The sequence below is a fragment of the Bradyrhizobium sp. CCBAU 11361 genome (assembly GCF_028128935.1).
Classification (GTDB): Bacteria; Pseudomonadota; Alphaproteobacteria; order Rhizobiales; family Xanthobacteraceae; genus Bradyrhizobium; species Bradyrhizobium niftali.
This window is the reverse complement of sequence record NZ_LBJZ01000197.1, coordinates 60,730-81,141: the sequence shown is the minus strand read 5'-3', so window position 1 is coordinate 81,141 and position 20,412 is coordinate 60,730. Positions and strand designations below refer to the sequence as shown.

The window sequence follows — 20,412 nt, the reverse complement described above, 5'->3', positions numbered from 1 at the left end:
GACGGTCCGTGCCCGATGTCACGACACTGGTTCTGCTCAGCGTTGCCGTATTCGCCGGCGCCTTCGTTTCGGGGCTGTCGGGATTCGCATTCTCGGCCGTAGCGGGCGCCATTCTGCTCCGGGTGTTTCAGCCGCTGGAGGCGGTGCCGCTGATGATGGCGTGCAGCATCGGCGTGCAGGCGACCAATCTGTGGGCGCTTCGGCGCAGCATTCGTTGGGAGGGCAGTCTGCTGCTGATCGTCGGCGGATTGATCGGCGTTCCCATCGCGGTGTCGCTGTTGCAGTCCACCGATACGCATCTGCTCAGGCGGGGCTTCGGCATCATCGTCGCGCTCTATGCCGCCTACATGCTGCTGCGGCCGACGCTGGTGACGGCCGGCGAGGCCGTCGGCCGGCACTGGGTCGCGCTGATCGGGTTCGGGGGAGGGCTGGTCGGCGGGCTGACCGCCATGCCGGGCGCGATTCCGACGATCTGGTGCGACATGCGCGGCATGCCCAAGAGCGAGCAGCGGGGCCTGGTGCAGCCTTTCATCGCCGCGATGCAGATCTTTGCCATCGCGCTGCTGGTCGGACATCAGGACCTGTCGTCAAAGGTCTTCGTCGACTTCGCGATCAGCCTGCCGGCGCTGTTCGCCGGCTCCGCGCTCGGTGTGATCGCCTTTCACCGCGTCAACGAGACGGTCTTTCGCAAGACCGTGCTCGTTCTGCTGCTGATATCGGGGATTTCCCTGATCTAGTGCGTGAGCCCCTGGACCGGCGCCGCGCTGGTGTCGCTGCCGTGATGCGTCAGCGGCTTCATGCCGGTGACGGTCCGCAGCAACACGTAGAACACCGGCGTCAGGAACAGGCCGAACACGGTGACGCCGATCATGCCGGAGAACACGGCGACACCCATGGCGCGCCGCATCTCGGACCCCGCGCCGGTCGAGAGCACCAGCGGCAAGACGCCCATGATGAACGCCATCGACGTCATCAGGATCGGACGTAACCGCAGCCGGCTCGCCTCGATCGCGGCCCGGATCGGCGTGCGCCCGGCGAATTCGAGCTCGCGCGCGAATTCGACGATCAGGATCGCGTTCTTGGCCGAGAGTCCGACCAGAACGATGAGGCCGATCTGGGTGAAGACGTTGTTGTCGCCCTTGGACATCCAGACGCCGAACATCGCCGCCAGCAGACCCATCGGCACGATCATGATGATCGAGAGCGGCAGGGTCAGGCTCTCGTAGAGCGCGGCCAGCACCAGGAACACCAGCAGGATCGCCAGCGGGAACACCCAGAGCCCGGAATTGCCGGCGATGAATTCCTGATAGGTCAGGTCGGTCCATTCGAAGGCAAAGCCGGGCGGTAGCGTTTCCGCCGCGATCCGCGTCGCCGCTTCCTGCGCCTGGCCGGATGAGAAGCCGGGCGCGGCCGCCGCGTTGATGTCGGACGACAGGAAGCCGTTGTAGCGGATTGCGCGCTCCGGACCCGCGCTCTGGCGGATCTTCAGCAGCGCCGACAACGGCACCATGTCACCCGAGGACGAACGCACCTTCAGCTGCCGGATGTCGTCGGCGCGGGCACGGAACGGCGCATCGGCCTGGACATAGACGGAGTAGGTGCGGCCAAACTTGTTGAAGTCGTTGACGTAGTAGGAGCCGAGGTAGATCTGGAGCGTGTTGAACACTTCGGTCACGGGCACGCCGAGCTGAAGCGCCTTGGTGCGGTCGATGTCGGCGAAGAGCTGGGGTACGTTGACCTGGAAGCTCGAGAATACGCCGGCGATCTCCGGCGCCTTCTGCATCGCCGCCATGAACGCCTTCGTCGCCTCGTTCAGCGCCTCGTAGCCGAGACCGGCGCGGTCTTCGATCTGGAGCTTGAAGCCACCGATGGTGCCGAGACCGTTGACCGGCGGCGGCGGGAACATGGCGATGAAGGCTTCCTGGATGCCGGCGTATTTCTTGTTGAGATCGGCCGCGATGGCATTCCCGCTCAGGGCCGGACCCTTGCGCTCGTCGAACGGCTTCAGCGTCGAGAACACGATGCCGGCATTGGAGGAGTTGGTAAAGCCGGAGATCGACAGGCCCGGGAAGGCGACCGAACTCTCGACACCGGGCTGGGTCAGCGCGACGTCGCTCATCTTGCGGATCACCTCTTCGGTGCGGTCGAGCGTTGCACCGTCAGGCAGCCGCGAGAAGCCGACCAGATATTGCTTGTCCTGGCCGGGGACGAAGCCGCTCGGCACCTGCTGGAACAGGAGGGCGGTGAGTCCGACCAGCACGACGTAAAGACCCATCACCGCGGCCTTGCCGGAGATCACCTTTGTGACGGTGCCGCTGTAATTCTCGGATGAACGCGTGAAGGCGCGGTTGAACCCACGGAAGAACCAGCCAAGGCTCTTTTCCATGATGATCGTCAGCCGGTCCTTCGGCTCGTTGTGGCCCTTGAGCAGCAGAGCCGACAACGCCGGGGACAGCGTCAGCGAGTTGACCGCCGAGATCACGGTCGAGATCGCGATCGTCAGCGCGAACTGCTTGTAGAACTGCCCGGTGAGGCCGGAGATGAAGGCGAGCGGCACGAAGACCGCGATCAGCACCATCGCGATTGCGATGATCGGACCTGAAACCTCGCGCATCGCCTGATAGGTGGCATCGCGCGGTGACAGCCCGGCCTCTATGTTCCGCTCGACGTTCTCGACCACGACGATGGCGTCGTCGACGACGATGCCGATCGCGAGCACCAGGCCGAACAGGCTGAGCGCGTTGATGGAGAAGCCGAACATGTGCATCACGGCAAAGGTGCCGACGATCGACACGGGCACCGCCAGCAGCGGAATGATCGAGGCGCGCCAGGTCTGGAGGAACAGGATCACGACCAGCACCACCAGCGCGATCGCCTCCAGCAGCGTGTGGATCACAGCCTCGATCGAGGAGCGCACGAACTGGGTGGGGTCGTAGACGATCTGGTAGGACACGCCCTCCGGCATGTTCTTCTTGATCTCGGCCATGGTGGCGCGGACGTGGTCGGAAATCTGGAGCGCATTGGAGCCCGGCGCCTGGAAGATCGGGATCGCCACCGCCTGCTTGTTGTCGAGCAGCGAGCGCAGGCCGTATTCGGACGCGCCAAGCTCGATGCGCGCGACGTCGCGTAAGCGCACCACTTCGCCGCGCGCGCCGGTCTTGACGACGATGTCGCCGAACTGCTCCTCGTTCGCGAGCCGCCCTTCCGCGTTGACGGAGAGCTGAAGGTCGATGCCCTTGACGTTCGGGGAGGAGCCGACCACGCCGGCGGCGGCCTCGACGTTCTGCGCCTGGATCGATTTGACGATATCGCTCGCGGTCAGCCCGTGTTCCGCCGCCTTCTGCGGATCGACCCAGACCCGCATCGAATAGTCGCCGGCGCCGTAGAGCTGGACGTCGCCGACGCCGTCGATCCGCGCCAGCCGGTCCTTGACGTTGAGCACCGCGTAGTTGCGCAAATACGTCATGTCGTAGCGACCGTTCGGCGACAGCAGATGCACCACCATGGTGAGGTCGGGCGACGACTTCTTGGTGATGATGCCGAGCTGGCGCACCACGGCCGGCAGGCGCGGCTCGGCCTGCTGCACCCGGTTCTGCACCAGCTGCGTCGCCTTGTCGGGATCGGTGCCGAGGCGGAACGTCACCGTCAGCGTCATGGCGCCGTCGGTGGTGGCCTGGCTCGACATGTAGAGCATGCCTTCGACGCCGTTGATCTGCTCCTCGATCGGGGTGGCCACCGTCTCTGCGATCACCTTCGGATTGGCGCCGGGGTAGGTCGCGCGCACGAGGACAGAGGGCGGCACCACGTCCGGGTATTCCGAGATCGGCATCGCGAACAGCGAGATCAGGCCGGCAAGGAAGATCAGGACCGACAGCACGCCGGCAAAAATCGGACGGTCGATGAAGAACTTTGAGAGATTCATGGCTTTGCCCCTGGGCAATATCCTGCGGTTCTCTGACCGCCCCTCCGTCATTCCGGGGCGCGGGCGAAGCCCGCGAACCCGGAATTCGGAGGTGAAGTGGTCGGAGTTTCGTAACTTCGAGATTCTCAGGTGCGCAATTGCGCACCGTAGTTCGCGTTATGCGCGCCCCGGAATGACGGAGAACACTAGCGTTGCACCACGTCCTGGTTGCTGTGGTTGGAAGCCTGCTGCCCACGCGCGCCCATCGCCGCGACCTCCGTCTTGAGGAGGGCGCCGGGACGCACGCGCTGGAGGCCGTTGACGACGATGCGGTCGCCGGGCTTCAGGCCCGTGGTGACGATGCGAAGTCCATCGACCGCGCCGCCAAGCGTGATCGGACGGTAGACCGCGCGGCTGTCGTCGCCGACCGCCATCACGAACTTCTTGTCCTGGTCGGTGCCGATCGCGCGCTCGTCGATCATGACCAGCGTCTGCTGCTTCGGCTGGCCCATGCGCACGCGAGCGAACTGGCCGGGGATCAGGCGCCCGTCCGCGTTCTGGAACACCGCGCGGACGCGGATGGTGCCGCTCTGGCCGTTGACCTGGTTGTCGATGAGCTGGATATGGCCTTTCGCCGAAAGGCCGCCGGAGGTCGCCATCTCCACCGGGATCTGGTCGAGATTGCCGCGCTTGCCGGAAGCATCTGCGATCGAGTTCAGGGCGTGCAGCACGACCTCTTCATCCGCATCGAACGACGCGTAGATCGGATTGACGGAAACGAGCGAGGTCAGCACCGGGGAGGCGGTGCCGGCGGCGACGAGATTGCCGACGGTTACCTCGATCTTGCCGACGCGGCCGTCCACGGGCGCGCGCACCTCGGTGTAATCGAGATTGAGCCTTGCGGTCTGGAGCGTCGCTTCGGCCGCCTTGACGTTGGCGATGGCCTCGCGATTGGCATTGTCGCGCTGGTCGTAATCGCGCCGCGTGACGACGGCATTGCCGACGAGCTGCGCACCGCGCTCGAGCTCGCTCTGGGTGAACACCACGCGCGCCTTCGCCGCCTCGAGCTGGGCGTTGGCCTTGTCGACCTCGGCCGCGTAGGGCGCAGGATCGATCTTGAACAAGACGTCGCCGGCTTTCACCAGCGCGCCTTCGGTGAAATTGGTCGACAAGATCGCACCGGCCACGCGCGGGCGAAGCTCGACACGCTGGATGGCCTCGAGCCGGCCGGAGAAATCGTCCCACAGCACGGTCGGCCGCGGCTCGATCATCGCGACCGTGACGGAAACGGCTTGCTCGGCCGCGGCCGCCGTTGCGGTCGCTTGCGCTCCGCGAAAGTAATGGCCGGTCGCGATCGAACCGGCCACGGCGAGGGCACCCACAACGGCGACACCGGCGAGAAGGCGGCGGATACGGCCAGGGCGAGAGGTATTTTGGGAGGGGGGCATTTGCGCGCTCCAGATATGTAGTGTTCACTACAGATGTGGAGCTGGATACTGCAGCGCAAGATACTTATGTACCATTCACTAAGAAAATTGTAGCGGCATACCGCAAGAATTGGAAGACTGCAGAGAAAATAAAGCTAGAACAAATAGATAGGATTAGGCGTTAAGCCTCAGGCAGAACGTGAATTCCGAGGAGACAGGCACATGGGCATGGGACGCCCCCGCGAGTTCGACGCCGATGTGGCGTTGGATCAGGCGATGGAAGTGTTTTGGCGCCATGGCTATGAGGGCGCCACGATCGCTCAGCTCACCGAGGCGATGGGCATCAACCCACCGAGCCTTTATGCCTGTTTCGGCAACAAGGAAGGCCTGCTGAAGGCCGCGCTCGACCGCTACACCAAATTGCGTGGCGTCTGGATGGACGAGGTGGTTGCCGCGCCGACCGCTCGTGAGGTTGCCGAGCGGATGCTGATGGGCATCGCCGACAAGCAGACCGATCCTGCCAATCCTCCCGGATGCCTGCTCGTGCAAGGCGGCATCGCCTGCGGCAGCGGCTCCGAGAACGTCCCCTTCGAACTCGCCGCCCGCCGCGCCCAGAACGAAGACCAGCTCCGCGACCGCTTCATCCGCGCCAAGGCGGAGGGCGATCTCAAGCCGAGCTCTGATCCCGCCGCGCTCGCGCGCTACGTCTCGGCGGTCTCCGTCGGCATGGGCGTGATGGCGTCTTCGGGCGCGGATCGCGAAGCGCTGCGGCAGGTGGCGAGCGTGGCCGTGCAGGCGATCGAGGCGCAGTCGGCCGAGAGAACCTGATTCATTTCGCGGATGACGTTGCCGGCAGCGACGGCGGTGGGACAAAACCACCGAACTCGCGCGCGATCAGCCCGGCCAGCGCAATCGTTGTCCGGTCCTCGAGATAAGGCCCGATGATCTGCACGCCGATCGGCAGGCCCGAAGGCGTGCGCTCGATCGGAACGGCGGTTGCCGGCAGGCCGCAGGTCGATGCGGGATCAGCCCAGATGAAGCACGCATCGGAGTAGTTGTAGAGCTTTCCATCGATGTCGAGCTGCCGCGCGTCGAACGACTCGGACTGGTCATGCGGAAAGGCCGGCACGGCGGCGGCCGGGTAGATCACCGCGTCGAAGTCGCGGAAGAACTGCTGCCACCTCTGTTGCAGTTGCAGGCGGGCCGCGTCGGTCGCCAGCCACTCACGATGGATCATGCCCCAGCCGCGGGCGCGCTCGGACTGCAGGCTGCGGTCCTCGGGCGCGAGTGCCGCGGCAACTCCTTGCGCCTCTGCGAGGGCGGCCTGGGTCAGGCGCGGACTTCGCGCGGCGTTCAACAGCTTCATGTAGAGCCGCGCGGATTCGGCGAGATCAGGTAGCAGCGTGCTCGAGCGCGCGACCCGCGCCTCCGATTTGTCGAGCCGGTCTGCCAATCGTCCAATGGCTGAACGCACGGCGTCACCCGTCGGCATCAACGGATGCGTGTCGATCACGAGGATCCTGAAATTCCTGAGCTGGTCGTGTCGCGGCGCCGGCAGCGCCAGGCGATAGCCGATCCCGTCCCGCGTCTCGTCGGGGCCGGCAATCACCTCGAGCGCCAGGGCGAGATCGGAGGCCGTGCGCGCCATCGGTCCAACGACAGCCAGATCGCCCTGGCCAGGGACGGGCGGCGCCGGCGGCAGGCTGTATCCGCGCAGCGGGACCAGGCCGAGGCTCGGCTTGTGCCCGAACACACCGCAGAAATGCGAAGGAACCCGGATTGATCCGCCGATATCCGAGCCGATCGAGAGTGGACCGAAGCCCGCGGCCAGCGCCGCCCCCGATCCGCCCGAGGAGCCGCCGGGCGACCGGCCGAGATCCCACGGGTTGTTCGTCGTCCCGTGGATGTCGTTGTAGCTCTGGAAATCCCTGAGCCCGATCGGGATATTGGTCTTGCCGATGATGACGGCGCCCGCCGCCTTCAACCGCGAGACGACGAGGGCATCCTCCGCCGGTTGGAAATCCCTGAAATGCGGAAAGCCCCATGTCGTCGGCAGGCCGGCGACGTTGAACGGTTCCTTGAGGGTCACGGGAATGCCGAGCAGCGGCTGACGCTCGCCGCGGCCAAGCGCAGCGTCGGCCGCGCGCGCGGCGTCTCTTGCGCGATCGAAATCGCGAACGATGACGGCATTGATCCGCCCGTCCAGCGCCTCGATGCGCGCGATCGTATGCTCGAGCAGTTCCGACGCAGACACCTTGCGCGCGTGCAGGGCACCCAGAAGCGCGCTGATCGAGCCGTAATCCAAGTCAGCGCTATCCGAGGCCAACCCGCCCTGCATCTCGATCTCCATTGTGTGACTGCTGATACTTCGTAGCCCGGATGGAGCGTAGCGCAATCCGGGACACACACCAGACCTGCTTGCCAATTGGGAGGACAGCACCGTCCGAAAACAGCGATGCCTTCCGAACGGTTAATGGCGTCGGCTCGACGGTGAGTTCCCAAGCGGCGATCATGCAATCCTGCGCCTGTCTTGCCCGACGTGTCAAACGTCTGCGCTGGCGGGGCTCGCGCCGCGCGGGACGAAATTCCTCAATGATTTGTACTGTGCATGGGGTTGTTTTCGCGTTTTTTGTCTGAGCGTTCCAACAGAGACAGAACAACGCGCCAGAGTCCGTATTCAACCGGAACTCCTAAGAATTTTTACACACAGTTCTGGCACGCTCCGCGCGTCAATATCCGCAGCCTGCATCGTCGCATCGCATTGCGCGCACGAAAAGACAGGAGCAGCCGGCATCGAGGGGGCGTTACCCATGACTGCACTTGCTTCTGACGCCGGTCGCGCGAAGGGTGGGATCGTGCCGATCCTGTTGTGCGTCGTGCCGTTCAGTCAGATTCCACTCGATGCCTATACGCCCGGCCTGCCGCAGATGGTGGTGGATATTTCCGCCGATCCGGCGTCGATGCAGAACACCGTCACCGCCTACATGCTCGGCATGAGTCTGGCACTCGTGCCAGTCGGCATCGCCTCCGATACGCTGGGTCGCCGCAACGTCCTGCTCGCAGGGCTATCGGTGCTCATCGCGATGAGCATTGCCTGTGCGCTCGCCACCAGCGCCTCGCTGCTGCTCGCGCTGCGCTTCCTGCAAGGCGTCGGCGGTTGCACCTGTCTCGTCGTCGCCTACGCGGTCGCGGCCGATTGCTTTCGCGGTCGCGAGCTCACCGCAATCTCCGGCCTGCTTGGCGCGGCCTGGGGGCTCGCGCCCGTGCTTGCGCCGGCGGCCGGCGGCTTCATCGTCGAGCTGACGTCGTGGCGCGGAGTGTTCGTCATCATCGCCGTTGCCGCGGCGATCGTCGCTGCGATCGTCGTGCTGCTGCTGCCCGAAACCTTGCCGGCGGATCGCCGCGCGCCGTTCGATCCGCGCCGCACCGCCGGCATCCTCCGCGAGGCGCTCGTTCGTCCGGGCTTCCTGGCCTTCGTGCTGGTCTTTGCCGCTGCCGCCAGCGCGCAGCTGGCGTTCGGCGTCGTCGCGCCGTTCTTCTACCAGACCGGCCTCGGTTATTCGGCGGCCATCTACGGCCTCGTCGCGCTCGGCCTTGGCGGTGTCAATCTCGCCGGTGAGCTCGGCTGCGCCCATTTCGCGCGCGTCATGTCGGCCCGCATGCTGGGCTTCGGCGCCTTCGCGCTGTTTCTCGCAGGCTCCGTGGTTCTGACCGCGACCGGGATGACCATCCGTCTCGATTTTGCGTCGATCACGATCGGCGGCGCGCTGGTGCTCGGCGGCTGCGGCGTCCTGTGCCCGATGATGTACGGCATGGCGCTCGGCCTGTTCGAGCGTGACCACGGCCTGATCGGCGGCCTCATCAGCGCGCTCTGCTACCTCGCGGTGAGCGGTGCCATGGCGATCGCGGCGGTGCTGCCTGAAGCCACGCAGGCGCCGATCGGCTGGCTTTATCTCGGCCTCTGCATTGTTGCAGGCACGCTGCTTGCGATCTCGCTGCCCGCGGCGCGCCACGCCACACAGACTTAAGGAAGGAACCAGTTCATGACCACCGTCGGTATTCGCGGCACGTTCTTCGACTTCGTCGACGATCCCTGGAAGCACATCGGCAACGAGCAGGCCGCCGCGCGCTTTCACCAGGACGGCCTCATGGTCGTCACCGATGGCGTCATCAAGGCGTTCGGCTCCTATGACAAGATCGCCGCTGCGCATCCGGGCGTTGAGGTCACCCACATCAAGGACCGCATCATCGTTCCGGGCTTCATGGACGGCCACATCCATCTGCCGCAGACCCGCGTGCTCGGTGCCTATGGCGAGCAGCTGCTGCCGTGGCTGCAGAAGTCGATCTATCCCGAGGAGATCAAGTACAAGGATCGCAACTACGCGCGCGAAGGCGTGAAGCGTTTTCTCGATGCACTGCTCGCCGCCGGCACCACCACCTGCCAGGCCTTCACCAGCTCCTCACCGGTCTCGACCGAGGAGCTGTTCGAGGAGGCAAGCAGGCGCAACATGCGCGTGATCGCGGGCCTCACCGGGATCGACCGCAACGCGCCGGCCGAATTCATCGACACGCCCGAGAACTTCTATCGCGACAGCAAGCGGCTGATCGCGCAGTATCACAACAAGGGCCGCAACCTCTACGCCATCACGCCGCGCTTCGCCTTCGGCGCCTCGCCGGAGCTGCTCAAGGCGTGTCAGCGCCTCAAGCACGAGCATCCGGACTGCTGGGTCAACACCCACATCTCCGAGAACCCGGCCGAGTGCAGCGGCGTGCTGGTCGAGCACCCGGATTGCCAGGACTATCTCGGCGTCTACGAGAAGTTCGATCTGGTCGGTCCGAAGTTCTCCGGCGGCCATGGCGTCTATCTCTCGAACAACGAATTCCGCCGCATGTCCAAGAAGGGCGCGGCGGTGGTGTTCTGCCCGTGCTCGAACCTGTTCCTCGGCAGCGGCCTGTTCCGTCTCGGCCGCGCCACCGATCCCGAGCATCGGGTGAAGATGTCGTTCGGCACTGACGTGGGCGGTGGCAACCGCTTCTCGATGATCTCCGTGCTCGATGACGCCTACAAGGTCGGCATGTGCAACAACACGATGCTCGACGGCAGCATCGATCCATCGCGCAAGGACCTCGCGGAAGCCGAGCGGAACAAGCTCTCGCCCTATCGTGGCTTCTGGTCGGTCACGCTCGGCGGCGCCGAAGGCCTCTACATCGACGACAAGCTCGGCAATTTCGAGCCCGGCAAGGAAGCCGATTTCGTCGCGCTCGATCCGAACGGTGGCCCGGTCGCTCAACCCTGGCACCAGTCGCTGGTCGCCGACGGTGCCGGCCCGCGCACGGTCGATGACGCCGCGAGCATGCTGTTCGCCGTCATGATGGTCGGCGACGATCGCTGCGTCGACGAGACCTGGGTGATGGGCAAGCGTCTCTACAAGAAGAACTGAAGCGGACGCGATGAACGGATCACCCGATACGGCCGGCCAGCCGGTCGCCCTCGTCATCCAGCGCCGCATCGCCGACGACGGCTTCGCCGCGTTCGCGCGGTGGAACGGCGAGGTCGGCGAGGTGCTCAAGGCGTGGCCGGGCTTCCTCGGCCAGGAGGTGGTGCCGCCACAGCCGCCGGCGCATGTGGACTGGGTGACGATCCTGCGCTTCGCCAGCCCGGCCGCGGCGCGCGCCTGGCTTCAGAGCGAGGTGCGGGCGAAGCTGATTGCGGAGATACAACGCTTCTTCGTCGGTTCGGAGGATGTCCATATTCTGCCGGACACCGGCGTTCAACGCGACAGCGCGGTCTCAGCCGTCATCTCCTTCAAGGTACCTGACGGGCTCGAGGACGCATTCCTCAAATGGCAGCAGCGCATCCAGGCCGCGGAAGCCGAGTTCAAGGGATTTTTGCGGCACAAGATCGAGCGGCCCATTCCGGGCCTGCACGATGAGTGGATCGTCATCCTGTCGTTCGACAGCGACGCCAACCTCAATGCCTGGCTCGACTCTCCCATGCGGCAGACGCTGCTGAAGGAGGGCGCGCGCTTCAACGCGGGCATGAACGTGAAGCGGGCGAGCTACGGCTTCAATTTCTGGTTCCCGGCCGGCAAGACGCAGGCTCCGGAGCAGGGCCCCGCGCTGATCTGGAAGAGCAACCTCATCGTGCTGCTGGTGCTCTATCCGGTGGTCTACCTCTGGGGCTATTTCATCAGCCGGCCGCTGATCGACAGCCATGGTGTGCCGGTCTGGCTGTCGCTGTTCGTCGGCAATCTCGTGAGCACCCAGCTGCTCGGCTGGTGGCTGGTGCCGGCCGCCTTTAGGGCGTTGGGCTGGTGGGTCACGCCGAAGGCGGCGCTCGGTCGCCAGGTCGCGGGATACGCACTGCTTGCCGCGCTCTACGCTGCGTCGATGGGCCTGTACGCGCTGCTGCTCGCATGGCATTGGGGACGGTGAGACCGTCCACCGTGCCGGCCGTTGCGGTGCTGTCGGGAAGAGCGGCGGTCTCTGGACAGTGACGAGCATGTTCGCCCTGACATTCCTCGGGACCTCGGCCAGCGTTCCCTCCGCGGAACGCAACCATCCCGCCCTCCTGGTGGAGGCCGCGGGCAAGCGCATCCTGATAGATTGCGGCGAGGGCACGCAGCGCCAGTTGCTGCGCAGCGGCGCCGGCTTCCGGCGGCTCGATCGCATCCTGCTGACGCACGCTCATCTCGATCACGTCCTCGGCATCCCCGGTCTCTTCTCGACGCTGGGCTTGCGGCAGACCTCCGACGTGATGACCATTCATGGCGGCCCAGATACGCTCGACATCGTCATCCGGATGCTGGCGGGTCTGTGGGGCGCGGGCAGGGCGCCGATCCCCGTGGAGTTCGCAGCGCTGACCGAGGGCCAGGTCATCGATGCCGGCGACTTTACCATCGACTGCTTTCCGGTCCGCCATCGCGACACCGACAGCTTTGGCTTCTCCTTCCAGAGCCCAGCACGTCGCCATCTTTTGTCCGATCGTCTCACGACCCTTGGTGTCCCCGACGGTCCCTTGCGCGGCGAATTGGCTCAAGGCCGACCGGTCGTGATCGAAGATGGCCGGACGATTGAACCGGAGGACGTCCTGGGACCGCCGAGCGGCGGCCGGAAGCTCGTCGTGATCGGCGACACCGAGACCAGCGAGGGGCTGTCGCAATACGTCGCTGACGCCGACATGCTGGTGATCGAGGCGACGTTCCTCGATCGCGACGCGCCGACCGCGCGGGACTATGGCCACCTCACCGCAGCAGAAGCAGCCACCTTTGCGGCCGCGAACAATGTCGGGCAGCTCGTGCTGACCCATATGTCGGGACGTTACGAGGACGAGGAGATCCTGGCCGAGGCGGCAAGGATCTTCCCGAACAGCCGGATCGCCGCCGACTTCGATCACATCGTCGTCTAGTCGCAGCCCTCAGCCCGACAATCCCGACTTGATCGCGATGTCCTGCACCTGGCGCGTCACCTGCATCAACCGCGGCAGCGCCTGGTCGCGGAAGGCCGGCATGTCCATGCGCATCGTGTCGATGGTCACGCTCAATCCCCCGATCACGACACCCTGGGCGTCGAAGATCGGCGTGGCCAGCGTACGCAAGCCATAGGCGTTCTCGCCGTCGGAGACGGCGTGGCCTTTCTTCTTCACCAGATCGAGCCGGGCGAGCAGGGCATCGAGATCGGTCAGCGTTCGTTCCGACAGCTTGACGCGAGGGCGCGCTTCCAGTCGCTCGATCTGCTCGTCCCGCGCCAGATGCGCCAGCATGACATGGCCGAGCGCGGCGCTGTAGGCGGGAATGCGCGAACCTGGCCGGCGATCCATCTTGTGGCGGTCGAGGCCGGCGCCGACGCGCGCGAGATAGATCACGTCGCCGCCGTCGAGGATGCCGAGCGAGGCCGCATCGCCCACCTCGGGCACGAGGTCGCGCAGCAGCGGCTCGACGATGGCTCGCAGCGATCCGTGCGACAGCACGGTGTAGCCGAGGTCGAGACAGGCGAGCCCGAGGCGGAAGCGACGGGTCTGCGGAACCGGCTGGAGATAACCGAGCTCGATCAAGGTCTGGATCAGCCGGAACGCGGTCCCGCGATCGAGATCGGCGCGTGCGGCAACTTCACTCAAGGTGAGCTCGAAGGCCTCGCTGGTGAAACTCCTGAGCACGGCGAAGGCCTTCCCAACGGAAGAGACATAATTCTTGGGATTCTTTGGGCTAGGTTCAGGTTTGCGCTTCGCGGCCTTCTTTTGGACCTTGGCCATGCTCGAATGTCCCCGTCATGACAGCATCGCCCTTGACGCAGGGGCGCGCTGATTTTACTGACAGCATCAGTAAATAACAAATGTTCGCATTCCGAACAATATCGATTTGGCGATCGGAGGAAGTTTTGTCGACATCATCGCTGCACCCTCATGGCGTGTTCTCCGCCGCGCTGACGCCGCTCGACGCCGAGCTTGCGCCCGATCATGCGCGCTTCGTGGAGCATTGCCGCTACCTTCTGGATGAGGGCTGCGACGGCATCGCGCTGCTCGGCACGACCGGCGAGGCCAATTCCTTTTCCGTTGCGGAGCGCACTGCGCTGCTCGAAGCCGTGGTGGCCGCAGGCATCGCGCCGCAGCGGCTTCTGCCCGGCACCGGCGTTGCCGCGCTCACCGAGACCATCGCGCTGACGCGTCACGCGCTTTCGGTCGGCGTCGACACCGTGGTGATGCTGCCGCCGTTCTACTACAAGAACGTCAGCGATGACGGCATCTACGCCTCCTACAGTGAAGTGGTGCAGCGCATCGGTGATGCGCGTCTGAAAGTCGTGCTCTACCACTATCCGCAGATGTCGGCGCAGCCGATCTCGCATGCGCTGATCGAACGGCTGCGCAAGGCCTATCCGGCCGTCTTCACCGGCATCAAGGATTCGTCCGGCGATTTCGCCAACATGACCGCAATGGTGGAGCGCTTCCCCGGGTTCGCGGTCCTGGGCGGCGCGGACCCGTTGATGCTGCCGTTGCTGCGCAAGGGCGGCGCAGGCTGCATTACCGCGACGTCCAATCTCGTCGCGCGCAGTCTTGCCTACGTCTACAAGCACTTTCGCGACAGCGACGACGATGCGGCGCTCAAGGCGGCGCAGGCGCGCATCGTGAAGGCGCGCGAGCTGGTCTCGCGGTTCCCGCAGATGGCCTCGCTGAAGGCGCTGGTGGCCGAGCGTACCGGTCATTCCGGATGGCAGCGGCTGCGGCCGCCGCTGGTATCGCTGCCGCCGGCTCAGGTGAAAGAGCTGCTCGCGGATGCTGCTGCATTCGCCGCCGCCACCGTCTAGACTTGGCGCGGGCGACGAGGCGATCCGATGTCCGATTCTTTCCAGGATGCGTTGGCCGGGCTCGCTGATATCGTCGGCGACAAGCACGTCATCGCGTCCGGGCCCGACCTGGAGCCCTATGTGGTGGACTGGCGCGGGCGCTATCACGGCCGCGCCGTCGCGGTGGTGAAGCCCGGCTCGACAGCCGAGGTCGCCTCCGTCGTCAAATTCTGCGCGGCAAGGCGGCTCGCCATCGTGCCGCAGGGCGGCAACACCGGGATGTGCGGCGCGGCGACGCCGGACGATCGCGCGGGCAATGTCGTGATCCGGCTCGACCGCATGCGGGCCGTGCGCGACGTCAGCCCGCTCGCCAACACGATCACCGTGGAGGCCGGCTGCATCCTCGCCGACGTGCAGAACGCGGCCCGAGACGTCGATCGCTATTTTCCCTTGAGCCTCGGTGCCGAGGGCTCCTGCCAGATCGGCGGCAACATCTCGACCAATGCCGGCGGCACCGCCGTGCTGCGCTACGGGCCGACGCGCGATCTCGTACTCGGGCTGGAGGTCGTGCTGCCCGACGGGCGCGTCCTCAACGGCCTGCGCGCGCTTCGCAAGGACAACACGGGTTACGCGCTCAAGCAGCTCTTCATCGGCGCCGAGGGAACGCTCGGCATCGTCACCGCGGCGGTGCTGAAACTGTTCGCGCCGCCGCGTAGCTCGGCGTTGGCGCTATTGAAGTTGCAGGGTGTCGAGCAGGCGCTCGAGATCATGCAGCGCCTGCGCGGTGCTGTCGGCGACCGGCTCGGCAGCCTCGAGATCATGTCGCGGTCGCAGATCGAGGCGATCGCGAAGACCGTGCCGCATGTCACGATCCCCTTCGAGCTGACGACGCCGTGGTATCTGATCGTCGAGCTGACCGACACGCTCGCGGGCGTGGACCTGAACGAGCCGCTGGCCGCGGTGCTTGCGGAGGCGATGGAGGCGGGGCTCGCTGAAGACGCCATATTGGCCTCCAGCCTGGCGCAGGCGAAGGCGATCTGGGCGGTCCGGCACAGCGTGTCCGAAGGCAACAAGCGCAGCGGTTACGTGGTGTCCCATGACAGCGTCGTGCCGCTGGAGCGCCAGGCGGCCTTCGTCAACAATGTCGAGGCCCGGATCAAGGCCGCCGTGCCGCATGCGAATGTGGTCATGCACGGACATATCGGCGACGGCAACATCCATGTCGTGGCCTTGATGGATCGCGTGCATTGCCAGGACCCGGATGCCACGGCCAAGCTGGTGGCCGAGATCAACGAGATCGTCGACGACGAGACCGCGGCGCAAGGCGGGGCCATCAGCGCCGAGCACGGCATCGGGATCACCAATCGCGGCCGGCTCGCCCGCGTTGCCGATCCCCTCGACATCGAGCTGATGCGCGACATCAAGCAATTGCTCGACCCGGATGGCTTGATGAATCCGGGCAAGATTTTTGCCGCGGGAGGCGTGCGGCGATGACGAGCGTTCGCCTGCTTGCCGACGACCTCACCGGTGCGCTCGACACCGCGGCGGAGTTCGTCGGCCTGTGCGGACCGTTCGACGTCACCTGGCCGGCAGCGCCCGCGGCGCAAGGCTCCCGGAGCCTCGCGATCGACAGCGGCACGCGCGAGCGCTCCAAGGCGGAGAGCGTCGAGATCGTCGGGCGGCTGGCGCCGCAGCTGCGCGGGGCGACGATCGGCTACAAGAAGGTCGATAGCCTCCTGCGTGGGGCGTGGGCGGCAGAGCTCGGCGCCTGCCTGGGCAGCGGCCATTGGGCATCTTGCGTGGTCGCGCCTGCCTTCGATTATCAGGGGCGCCGTACCGTCGATGGCCAGCAATTCGCGCGCACGGTGCAAGGCGAGTGGCATCGTGTCGGCGACAATCTCCTCGCCCAGTTGCAGCTCGAGGGCATTGAGGCGCGGCAGGGGCAGGCTGATACGCTGGCGCAGGCCGGCGTTCAGGTCTTCGATGCCGAGAGCGACATCGACCTCGACCGTGTGGTGGAGATGGGACGGCGCATGCCGGGGCCAGTGCTGTGGTGCGGAAGCGGCGGATTGGCCGGGGCGCTCGCCCGGAGCCACCGTGCCGATGCGCAGAGCGAGTTGAAGCTGCCGGTGCTGGGGCTGTTCGGGTCCGACCAGCCCGCCACGGCGTCGCAGCTCGCCGCATGCGGCGGGGCGACCGTCGCGCTTGCGGAAGGCGAGGGCGCCGCGCGTGTCCAGCGCAAGCTCGCCGGTGACGAAATCGCATTGGTCAAATTCTCTCTCGCCGAAGGCCTGACGCGCGCCGAGGCGGCGCGGCGGATCGCGCATGAAATGACGGCGCTGATCGCGGCGCTCGATCAACCCGGTACGTTGATCGTCGCCGGCGGCGAGACCCTGAAGGCCGCATGCATTGCCCTCGGCGCCGATGCCCTCCAGGTGACAGGACGCATCGTGCCGGGACTGCCGCGTTCAGTGCTGCAAGGCGGGCGCTGGGCCGGCGTTGACGTCGTCTCGAAGTCCGGAGCGTTCGGCACCCGCGAGCTCTGGCGTGATCTGCTCCGGGACAATCATCTGCTCAGAATGGAGAGTCCGACATGACCTCTCGTCATCTTGCCATCACCATGGGCGATCCGGCCGGAATCGGGCCGGAGATCATCGTCAAGGCCTGTGTCGGGCTGAAGGACCGGATCGCGACGGGCGATCTGCGCCTGCTGGTCATCGGCAGCGGCGCGGCACTGGACGGCGCAAAGGCCGCGCTCGGCACCGACGTTGCGATCCCGCAGGTGTCGGCCGACGATCCCGAATGGCCCAACCTCTGCTACCTGCAAGCCGACGCCGAAGGCGATCCGATCAAGCCCGGCGTGCTCAGCGCCGATGGCGGCCGCTTCGCCTACAAGGCGATCGAGCAGGGCGTGCGTTTGACGCAGGCGGGCCGCACCGCGGCCATCGTCACGGCTCCGCTCAACAAGGAAGCGCTCAACAAGGCCGGCTATCATTTCCCCGGCCATACCGAGATGCTGGCCCATCTGACCGGTGTGCGCGGCTCGGTGATGCTGCTCGCCCATGGCAACATGCGCGTCAGCCATGTTTCGACTCATGTCGCGCTGGAGGACGTGCCGAAGCGTCTGACGCCGGAGCGGTTGCGCCTGGTGATCGACCTCACCAACGATGCGCTGCGCCGGCTCGGCATTGCCAAACCGAAGATCGCGATCGCGGCGCTCAACCCGCATGCGGGCGAGGGCGGCCTGTTCGGCCGGCAGGATATCGATGTGTCCGCGCCGACGATCGCCAAAGCGGTCGCCGATGGTCTCGACGTCGTCGGCCCCGTGCCCGGCGACACCATCTTCGTCAAGCTGCGCGCCGGCCAGTTCGATGCGGCGGTCGCGATGTATCACGACCAGGGGCATATTCCCGTCAAGCTGCTCGGCTTCCAGGTCGATCCCGCGACCGGCCGCTGGCAGGAGCTCTCCGGCGTCAACATCACGCTGGGCCTGCCGATCATCCGCACCTCCGTCGATCACGGCACCGCCTTCGACATCGCCGGCAAGGGCATCGCCAACGAGCACAGCCTGATCGAGGCCATCGACTATGCCGAACGGCTGGCCGCTGGCGCTTCCGCATCCAAATCATGAGATCGACCGCGCTATGACCAACGCCTTCACACCCATCGAAATCCAACGTCCCACCACCCTGGAATTCGGCAACGGGACGATCACGGCTGCGGCACGCTTTGCCGAGCGGATCGGCGCCAAGCGGCCGCTGGTGATCTCGGATCCCTTCAATGCGCGCCGCGTCGACATGCTGGCGCTGCCGGGTGTGGTGAAGGTGTTCGGCGACGTCAAGCCCGAGCCGGACCTGCCCAATCTGGAGAAGGCCGTGGCGATGGCGCGCGAGGCCAAGCCCGATCTTGTCGTCGGCTTCGGCGGCGGCAGCGCGATGGATCTCGCCAAGCTGGTCGCGGTGCTCTGCACGAGCGACGTGGCCTTTGCCGACATCGTCGGGCCGGAGAAGGTGGCCGGCCGCAGCGTGGCGCTGATGCAGATACCGACCACGTCGGGCACCGGCAGCGAGGCCGGCACCCGCGCGCTCGTCACCGATCCCGTCAGCCAGAACAAGCAGGCGGTGCAGAGCCGCTTCATGCTTGCCGATATCGCCATCGTCGATCCGGACTTGACCATGACCGTGCCGAAGGAGGTCACTGCGGCCACCGGCGTCGACGCGCTCGCGCATTGCGTCGAGGCTTATACCAGCCGCAAGGCGCATCCAATGATCGACCTCTATGCGCTCGAGGGTGCGCGGCTGGTCGGGCGCTATCTCAAGCGCGCGGTGGCCGACGGCGGCGACCGCGAGGCGCGCGCCGGTCTTGCCCTGGCTTCGCTCTATGGCGGCTATTGCCTTGGGCCGGTGAACACCACCGCCGGCCACGCGGTGGCCTATCCGCTTGGCACGCGCCATCATATCGCGCACGGGCTCGCCTGCGCGGTGATCTTCCCGCACACGCTGGCCTTCAACATTCCGGCGGTCGAGGCCAAGACGGTCGCGGTGCTCCGGGCGCTCGAACTGCCGGAGCAGGGCGACGCGAAACGCGCGTTCGACGCAACTTACGAGTTCTGCAGGAATCTCGGTATCGAGATGCGGCTGTCCGCGCTTGGCGTGCCCAGGAACGATCTCGGCGTGATGGCCGACGAGGCGCACGCCATTCGCCGCCTGCTCGACAACAACCCGCGCGATCTCGGCCGGGATGCGATCCTGAACATGTACGAGGTCGCGTTCTAGCTATCTCTGCCGCGCGCGGCAGCCAATCAACAACACGGTAAAACAGAGGAAACTTCGATGAGATCGATGTGGCTTGTTCTTGCCTCGGTCATGCTGCTGGCGACGTCGCCGGCGAAGGCGCAGGACGGCTATCCGTCCAAGCAGGTGACGGTAATCGTTCCCTTCGCCGCCGGCGGCACCGCCGACATCTTCGCGCGCATGGTCTCCAACCATTTGCAGGTCAAGCTCGGCAAGCCCTTCGTGGTCGAGAATGTCGGCGGCGCCGGCTCGATCCTCGGCGTGACGCGGCTGGCGAAATCGGCGCCTGATGGCATCACGCTCGGCCTTGCCAGCACGTCGGCGCTCGCGATCAACCCCTCGCTCTATGGGCCGAAGCTCAGCTACCAGCCGGACAAGGATCTGGTGCCGATCGCCCAGATCAGCATCGTGCCCAACGTTCTCGTCGTGAACCCCAACAAGATCAAGGCGCGCACCGTGCCGGAGCTGATCTCCTATCTGAAGGCGAATCCGGACAAGGTCTCGTTCGGATCGGCCGGCGTCGGCACCTCGCAGCATCTTGCGGGCGAACTGTTTCAGCAGATGACCGGCACCAGGATGGTGCACGTGCCTTACAAGGGCTCCAGCCAGATGCTGACCGATCTGCTCAGCGGCCAGATCGATCTTGCCTTCGACAACGTGCCGCTGCTGCTGCCGCAGGTGAAGACCGGCCAGCTCGCGATGCTTGCGACCGCAACGCCCAAGCGTGCCGTGTTCGATCCTGAAGTCCCGGCCGTCGCCGAATTCCTGCCCGGCTTCGAGGCGGTCGCCTGGCACGGCTTCTTCGTCCCTGCGGGCACGCCGAAGCCGATCGTCGAAAAACTCTCGACCGAGATCCGCGCCTTCATGCAGCAACCGGACACGGTGCAGAAGATGGCCGAGCTCGGCGCGGCTGCGGTGGCGGTGGATTCGGAGCCGTTCGCTGCCTACATCGCCGCGGAGACAGCGCGCTGGAAGAAGGTGATCGAGGCCGCGAACATCAAGCTGGAGTAGT

At 65.8% G+C, this 20,412-nt stretch carries 16 protein-coding genes; 12 read left to right on the top strand and 4 right to left on the bottom strand.

Features of this window, described 5'->3' with window-relative positions; genetic code table 11:
• The first annotated feature begins 8 nt into the window (after positions 1 to 8).
• Complete coding sequence (locus tag XI08_RS38480; protein ID WP_271578419.1) at positions 9 to 737, top strand: sulfite exporter TauE/SafE family protein; 729 nt, start codon at positions 9 to 11, stop codon at positions 735 to 737.
• Here XI08_RS38480 and XI08_RS38475 read toward each other — a convergent pair.
• Both XI08_RS38475 and XI08_RS38470 read right to left on the bottom strand, forming a co-directional pair.
• Positions 734 to 3,922: an efflux RND transporter permease subunit gene (locus XI08_RS38475; protein WP_271578418.1), complete on the bottom strand. Its 3,189-nt coding sequence runs from the start codon at positions 3,920 to 3,922 to the stop codon at positions 734 to 736. The genes XI08_RS38480 and XI08_RS38475 overlap by 4 nt on opposite strands.
• Before the next feature lie 185 nt (positions 3,923 to 4,107).
• Entirely contained in the window at positions 4,108 to 5,349 is a 1,242-nt protein-coding gene (locus XI08_RS38470; RefSeq protein WP_271578417.1) for an efflux RND transporter periplasmic adaptor subunit, read from the bottom strand.
• Between the two features lie 201 nt (positions 5,350 to 5,550).
• On the opposite strand from XI08_RS38470, the gene XI08_RS38465 reads away from it, so the two are divergent.
• Positions 5,551 to 6,156 carry a TetR/AcrR family transcriptional regulator gene (locus XI08_RS38465; protein ID WP_271578416.1) on the top strand — a complete coding sequence of 202 codons (606 nt, stop codon included), beginning with the start codon at positions 5,551 to 5,553 and terminating at the stop codon, positions 6,154 to 6,156.
• 1 nt (position 6,157) lies between these two features.
• On the opposite strand, the gene XI08_RS38460 is transcribed toward XI08_RS38465, so the two are convergent.
• Positions 6,158 to 7,678: an amidase gene (locus tag XI08_RS38460; RefSeq protein ID WP_442869902.1), complete on the bottom strand. Its 1,521-nt coding sequence runs from the start codon at positions 7,676 to 7,678 to the stop codon at positions 6,158 to 6,160.
• Positions 7,679 to 8,138: 460 nt separating this feature from the next.
• Here XI08_RS38460 and XI08_RS38455 point away from each other — a divergent pair, with 460 nt between their 5' ends.
• From XI08_RS38455 to rnz, 4 genes are all read left to right on the top strand, one after another.
• Positions 8,139 to 9,356 (top strand): multidrug effflux MFS transporter, encoded by a 1,218-nt coding sequence (locus XI08_RS38455; RefSeq protein WP_271578415.1) that lies wholly within the window; start codon positions 8,139 to 8,141, stop codon positions 9,354 to 9,356.
• 15 nt (positions 9,357 to 9,371) lie between these two features.
• On the top strand, positions 9,372 to 10,769 hold the full coding sequence (guaD, locus tag XI08_RS38450) for a guanine deaminase (protein ID WP_271578414.1): 1,398 nt from the start codon (positions 9,372 to 9,374) through the stop codon (positions 10,767 to 10,769).
• Positions 10,770 to 10,779: 10 nt separating this feature from the next.
• Complete coding sequence (locus tag XI08_RS38445; RefSeq protein WP_271578413.1) at positions 10,780 to 11,763, top strand: antibiotic biosynthesis monooxygenase; 984 nt, start codon at positions 10,780 to 10,782, stop codon at positions 11,761 to 11,763.
• Between the two features lie 67 nt (positions 11,764 to 11,830).
• Positions 11,831 to 12,736: a ribonuclease Z gene (rnz, locus tag XI08_RS38440; RefSeq protein ID WP_271578412.1), complete on the top strand. Its 906-nt coding sequence runs from the start codon at positions 11,831 to 11,833 to the stop codon at positions 12,734 to 12,736.
• 9 nt (positions 12,737 to 12,745) lie between these two features.
• Here the strand turns inward: rnz and XI08_RS38435 are convergent, their stop codons facing one another.
• A complete protein-coding gene (locus tag XI08_RS38435; protein WP_271578411.1) occupies positions 12,746 to 13,579 on the bottom strand; it encodes an IclR family transcriptional regulator in 834 nt (277 codons plus the stop codon).
• Positions 13,580 to 13,704: 125 nt separating this feature from the next.
• On the opposite strand from XI08_RS38435, the gene XI08_RS38430 reads away from it, so the two are divergent.
• Genes XI08_RS38430 through XI08_RS38405 form a run of 6 tightly spaced genes read left to right on the top strand, consistent with a single transcriptional unit; the run spans position 13,705 to position 20,411 of the window.
• The gene (locus XI08_RS38430) at positions 13,705 to 14,628 is read left to right on the top strand and encodes a dihydrodipicolinate synthase family protein (RefSeq protein ID WP_271578410.1); all 924 of its coding nucleotides are present in this window, start codon (positions 13,705 to 13,707) and stop codon (positions 14,626 to 14,628) included.
• A 27-nt stretch (positions 14,629 to 14,655) separates the two neighbouring features.
• Complete coding sequence (locus XI08_RS38425) at positions 14,656 to 16,101, top strand: FAD-binding oxidoreductase (RefSeq protein ID WP_271578409.1); 1,446 nt, start codon at positions 14,656 to 14,658, stop codon at positions 16,099 to 16,101.
• Positions 16,098 to 17,204, top strand: a complete 1,107-nt coding sequence (locus XI08_RS38420) for a four-carbon acid sugar kinase family protein (RefSeq protein WP_271578408.1) — start codon at positions 16,098 to 16,100, stop codon at positions 17,202 to 17,204. The genes XI08_RS38425 and XI08_RS38420 overlap by 4 nt, the downstream gene beginning before the upstream one ends.
• Positions 17,201 to 18,238 carry a 4-hydroxythreonine-4-phosphate dehydrogenase PdxA gene (gene pdxA, locus XI08_RS38415; protein WP_271578407.1) on the top strand — a complete coding sequence of 346 codons (1,038 nt, stop codon included), beginning with the start codon at positions 17,201 to 17,203 and terminating at the stop codon, positions 18,236 to 18,238. The genes XI08_RS38420 and pdxA overlap by 4 nt, the downstream gene beginning before the upstream one ends.
• 13 nt (positions 18,239 to 18,251) lie before the next feature.
• A complete protein-coding gene (locus XI08_RS38410) occupies positions 18,252 to 19,382 on the top strand; it encodes an iron-containing alcohol dehydrogenase (protein ID WP_271578406.1) in 1,131 nt (376 codons plus the stop codon).
• A gap of 57 nt (positions 19,383 to 19,439) precedes the next feature.
• Complete coding sequence (locus XI08_RS38405) at positions 19,440 to 20,411, top strand: Bug family tripartite tricarboxylate transporter substrate binding protein (RefSeq protein ID WP_271578405.1); 972 nt, start codon at positions 19,440 to 19,442, stop codon at positions 20,409 to 20,411.
• The last annotated feature ends 1 nt before the right edge of the window (position 20,412 follow it).

Excerpts from the sequence above, each read along its gene's own strand:
- XI08_RS38425 (WP_271578409.1), top strand. The coding sequence starts at position 14,656 with ATGTCCGATTCTTTCCAGGATGCGTTGGCCGGGCTCGCTGATATCGTC.
- XI08_RS38420 (WP_271578408.1), top strand. The coding sequence starts at position 16,098 with ATGACGAGCGTTCGCCTGCTTGCCGACGACCTCACCGGTGCGCTCGAC.
- pdxA (WP_271578407.1), top strand. The coding sequence starts at position 17,201 with ATGACCTCTCGTCATCTTGCCATCACCATGGGCGATCCGGCCGGAATC.
- guaD (WP_271578414.1), top strand. The coding sequence starts at position 9,372 with ATGACCACCGTCGGTATTCGCGGCACGTTCTTCGACTTCGTCGACGAT.
- XI08_RS38470 (WP_271578417.1), bottom strand. The coding sequence starts at position 5,349 with ATGCCCCCCTCCCAAAATACCTCTCGCCCTGGCCGTATCCGCCGCCTT.
- XI08_RS38405 (WP_271578405.1), top strand. The coding sequence starts at position 19,440 with ATGAGATCGATGTGGCTTGTTCTTGCCTCGGTCATGCTGCTGGCGACG.
- XI08_RS38475 (WP_271578418.1), bottom strand. The coding sequence starts at position 3,922 with ATGAATCTCTCAAAGTTCTTCATCGACCGTCCGATTTTTGCCGGCGTG.
- XI08_RS38455 (WP_271578415.1), top strand. The coding sequence starts at position 8,139 with ATGACTGCACTTGCTTCTGACGCCGGTCGCGCGAAGGGTGGGATCGTG.
- XI08_RS38445 (WP_271578413.1), top strand. The coding sequence starts at position 10,780 with ATGAACGGATCACCCGATACGGCCGGCCAGCCGGTCGCCCTCGTCATC.
- XI08_RS38460 (WP_442869902.1), bottom strand. The coding sequence starts at position 7,678 with ATGGAGATCGAGATGCAGGGCGGGTTGGCCTCGGATAGCGCTGACTTG.
- XI08_RS38410 (WP_271578406.1), top strand. The coding sequence starts at position 18,252 with ATGACCAACGCCTTCACACCCATCGAAATCCAACGTCCCACCACCCTG.
- XI08_RS38435 (WP_271578411.1), bottom strand. The coding sequence starts at position 13,579 with ATGGCCAAGGTCCAAAAGAAGGCCGCGAAGCGCAAACCTGAACCTAGC.
- XI08_RS38465 (WP_271578416.1), top strand. The coding sequence starts at position 5,551 with ATGGGCATGGGACGCCCCCGCGAGTTCGACGCCGATGTGGCGTTGGAT.
- rnz (WP_271578412.1), top strand. The coding sequence starts at position 11,831 with ATGTTCGCCCTGACATTCCTCGGGACCTCGGCCAGCGTTCCCTCCGCG.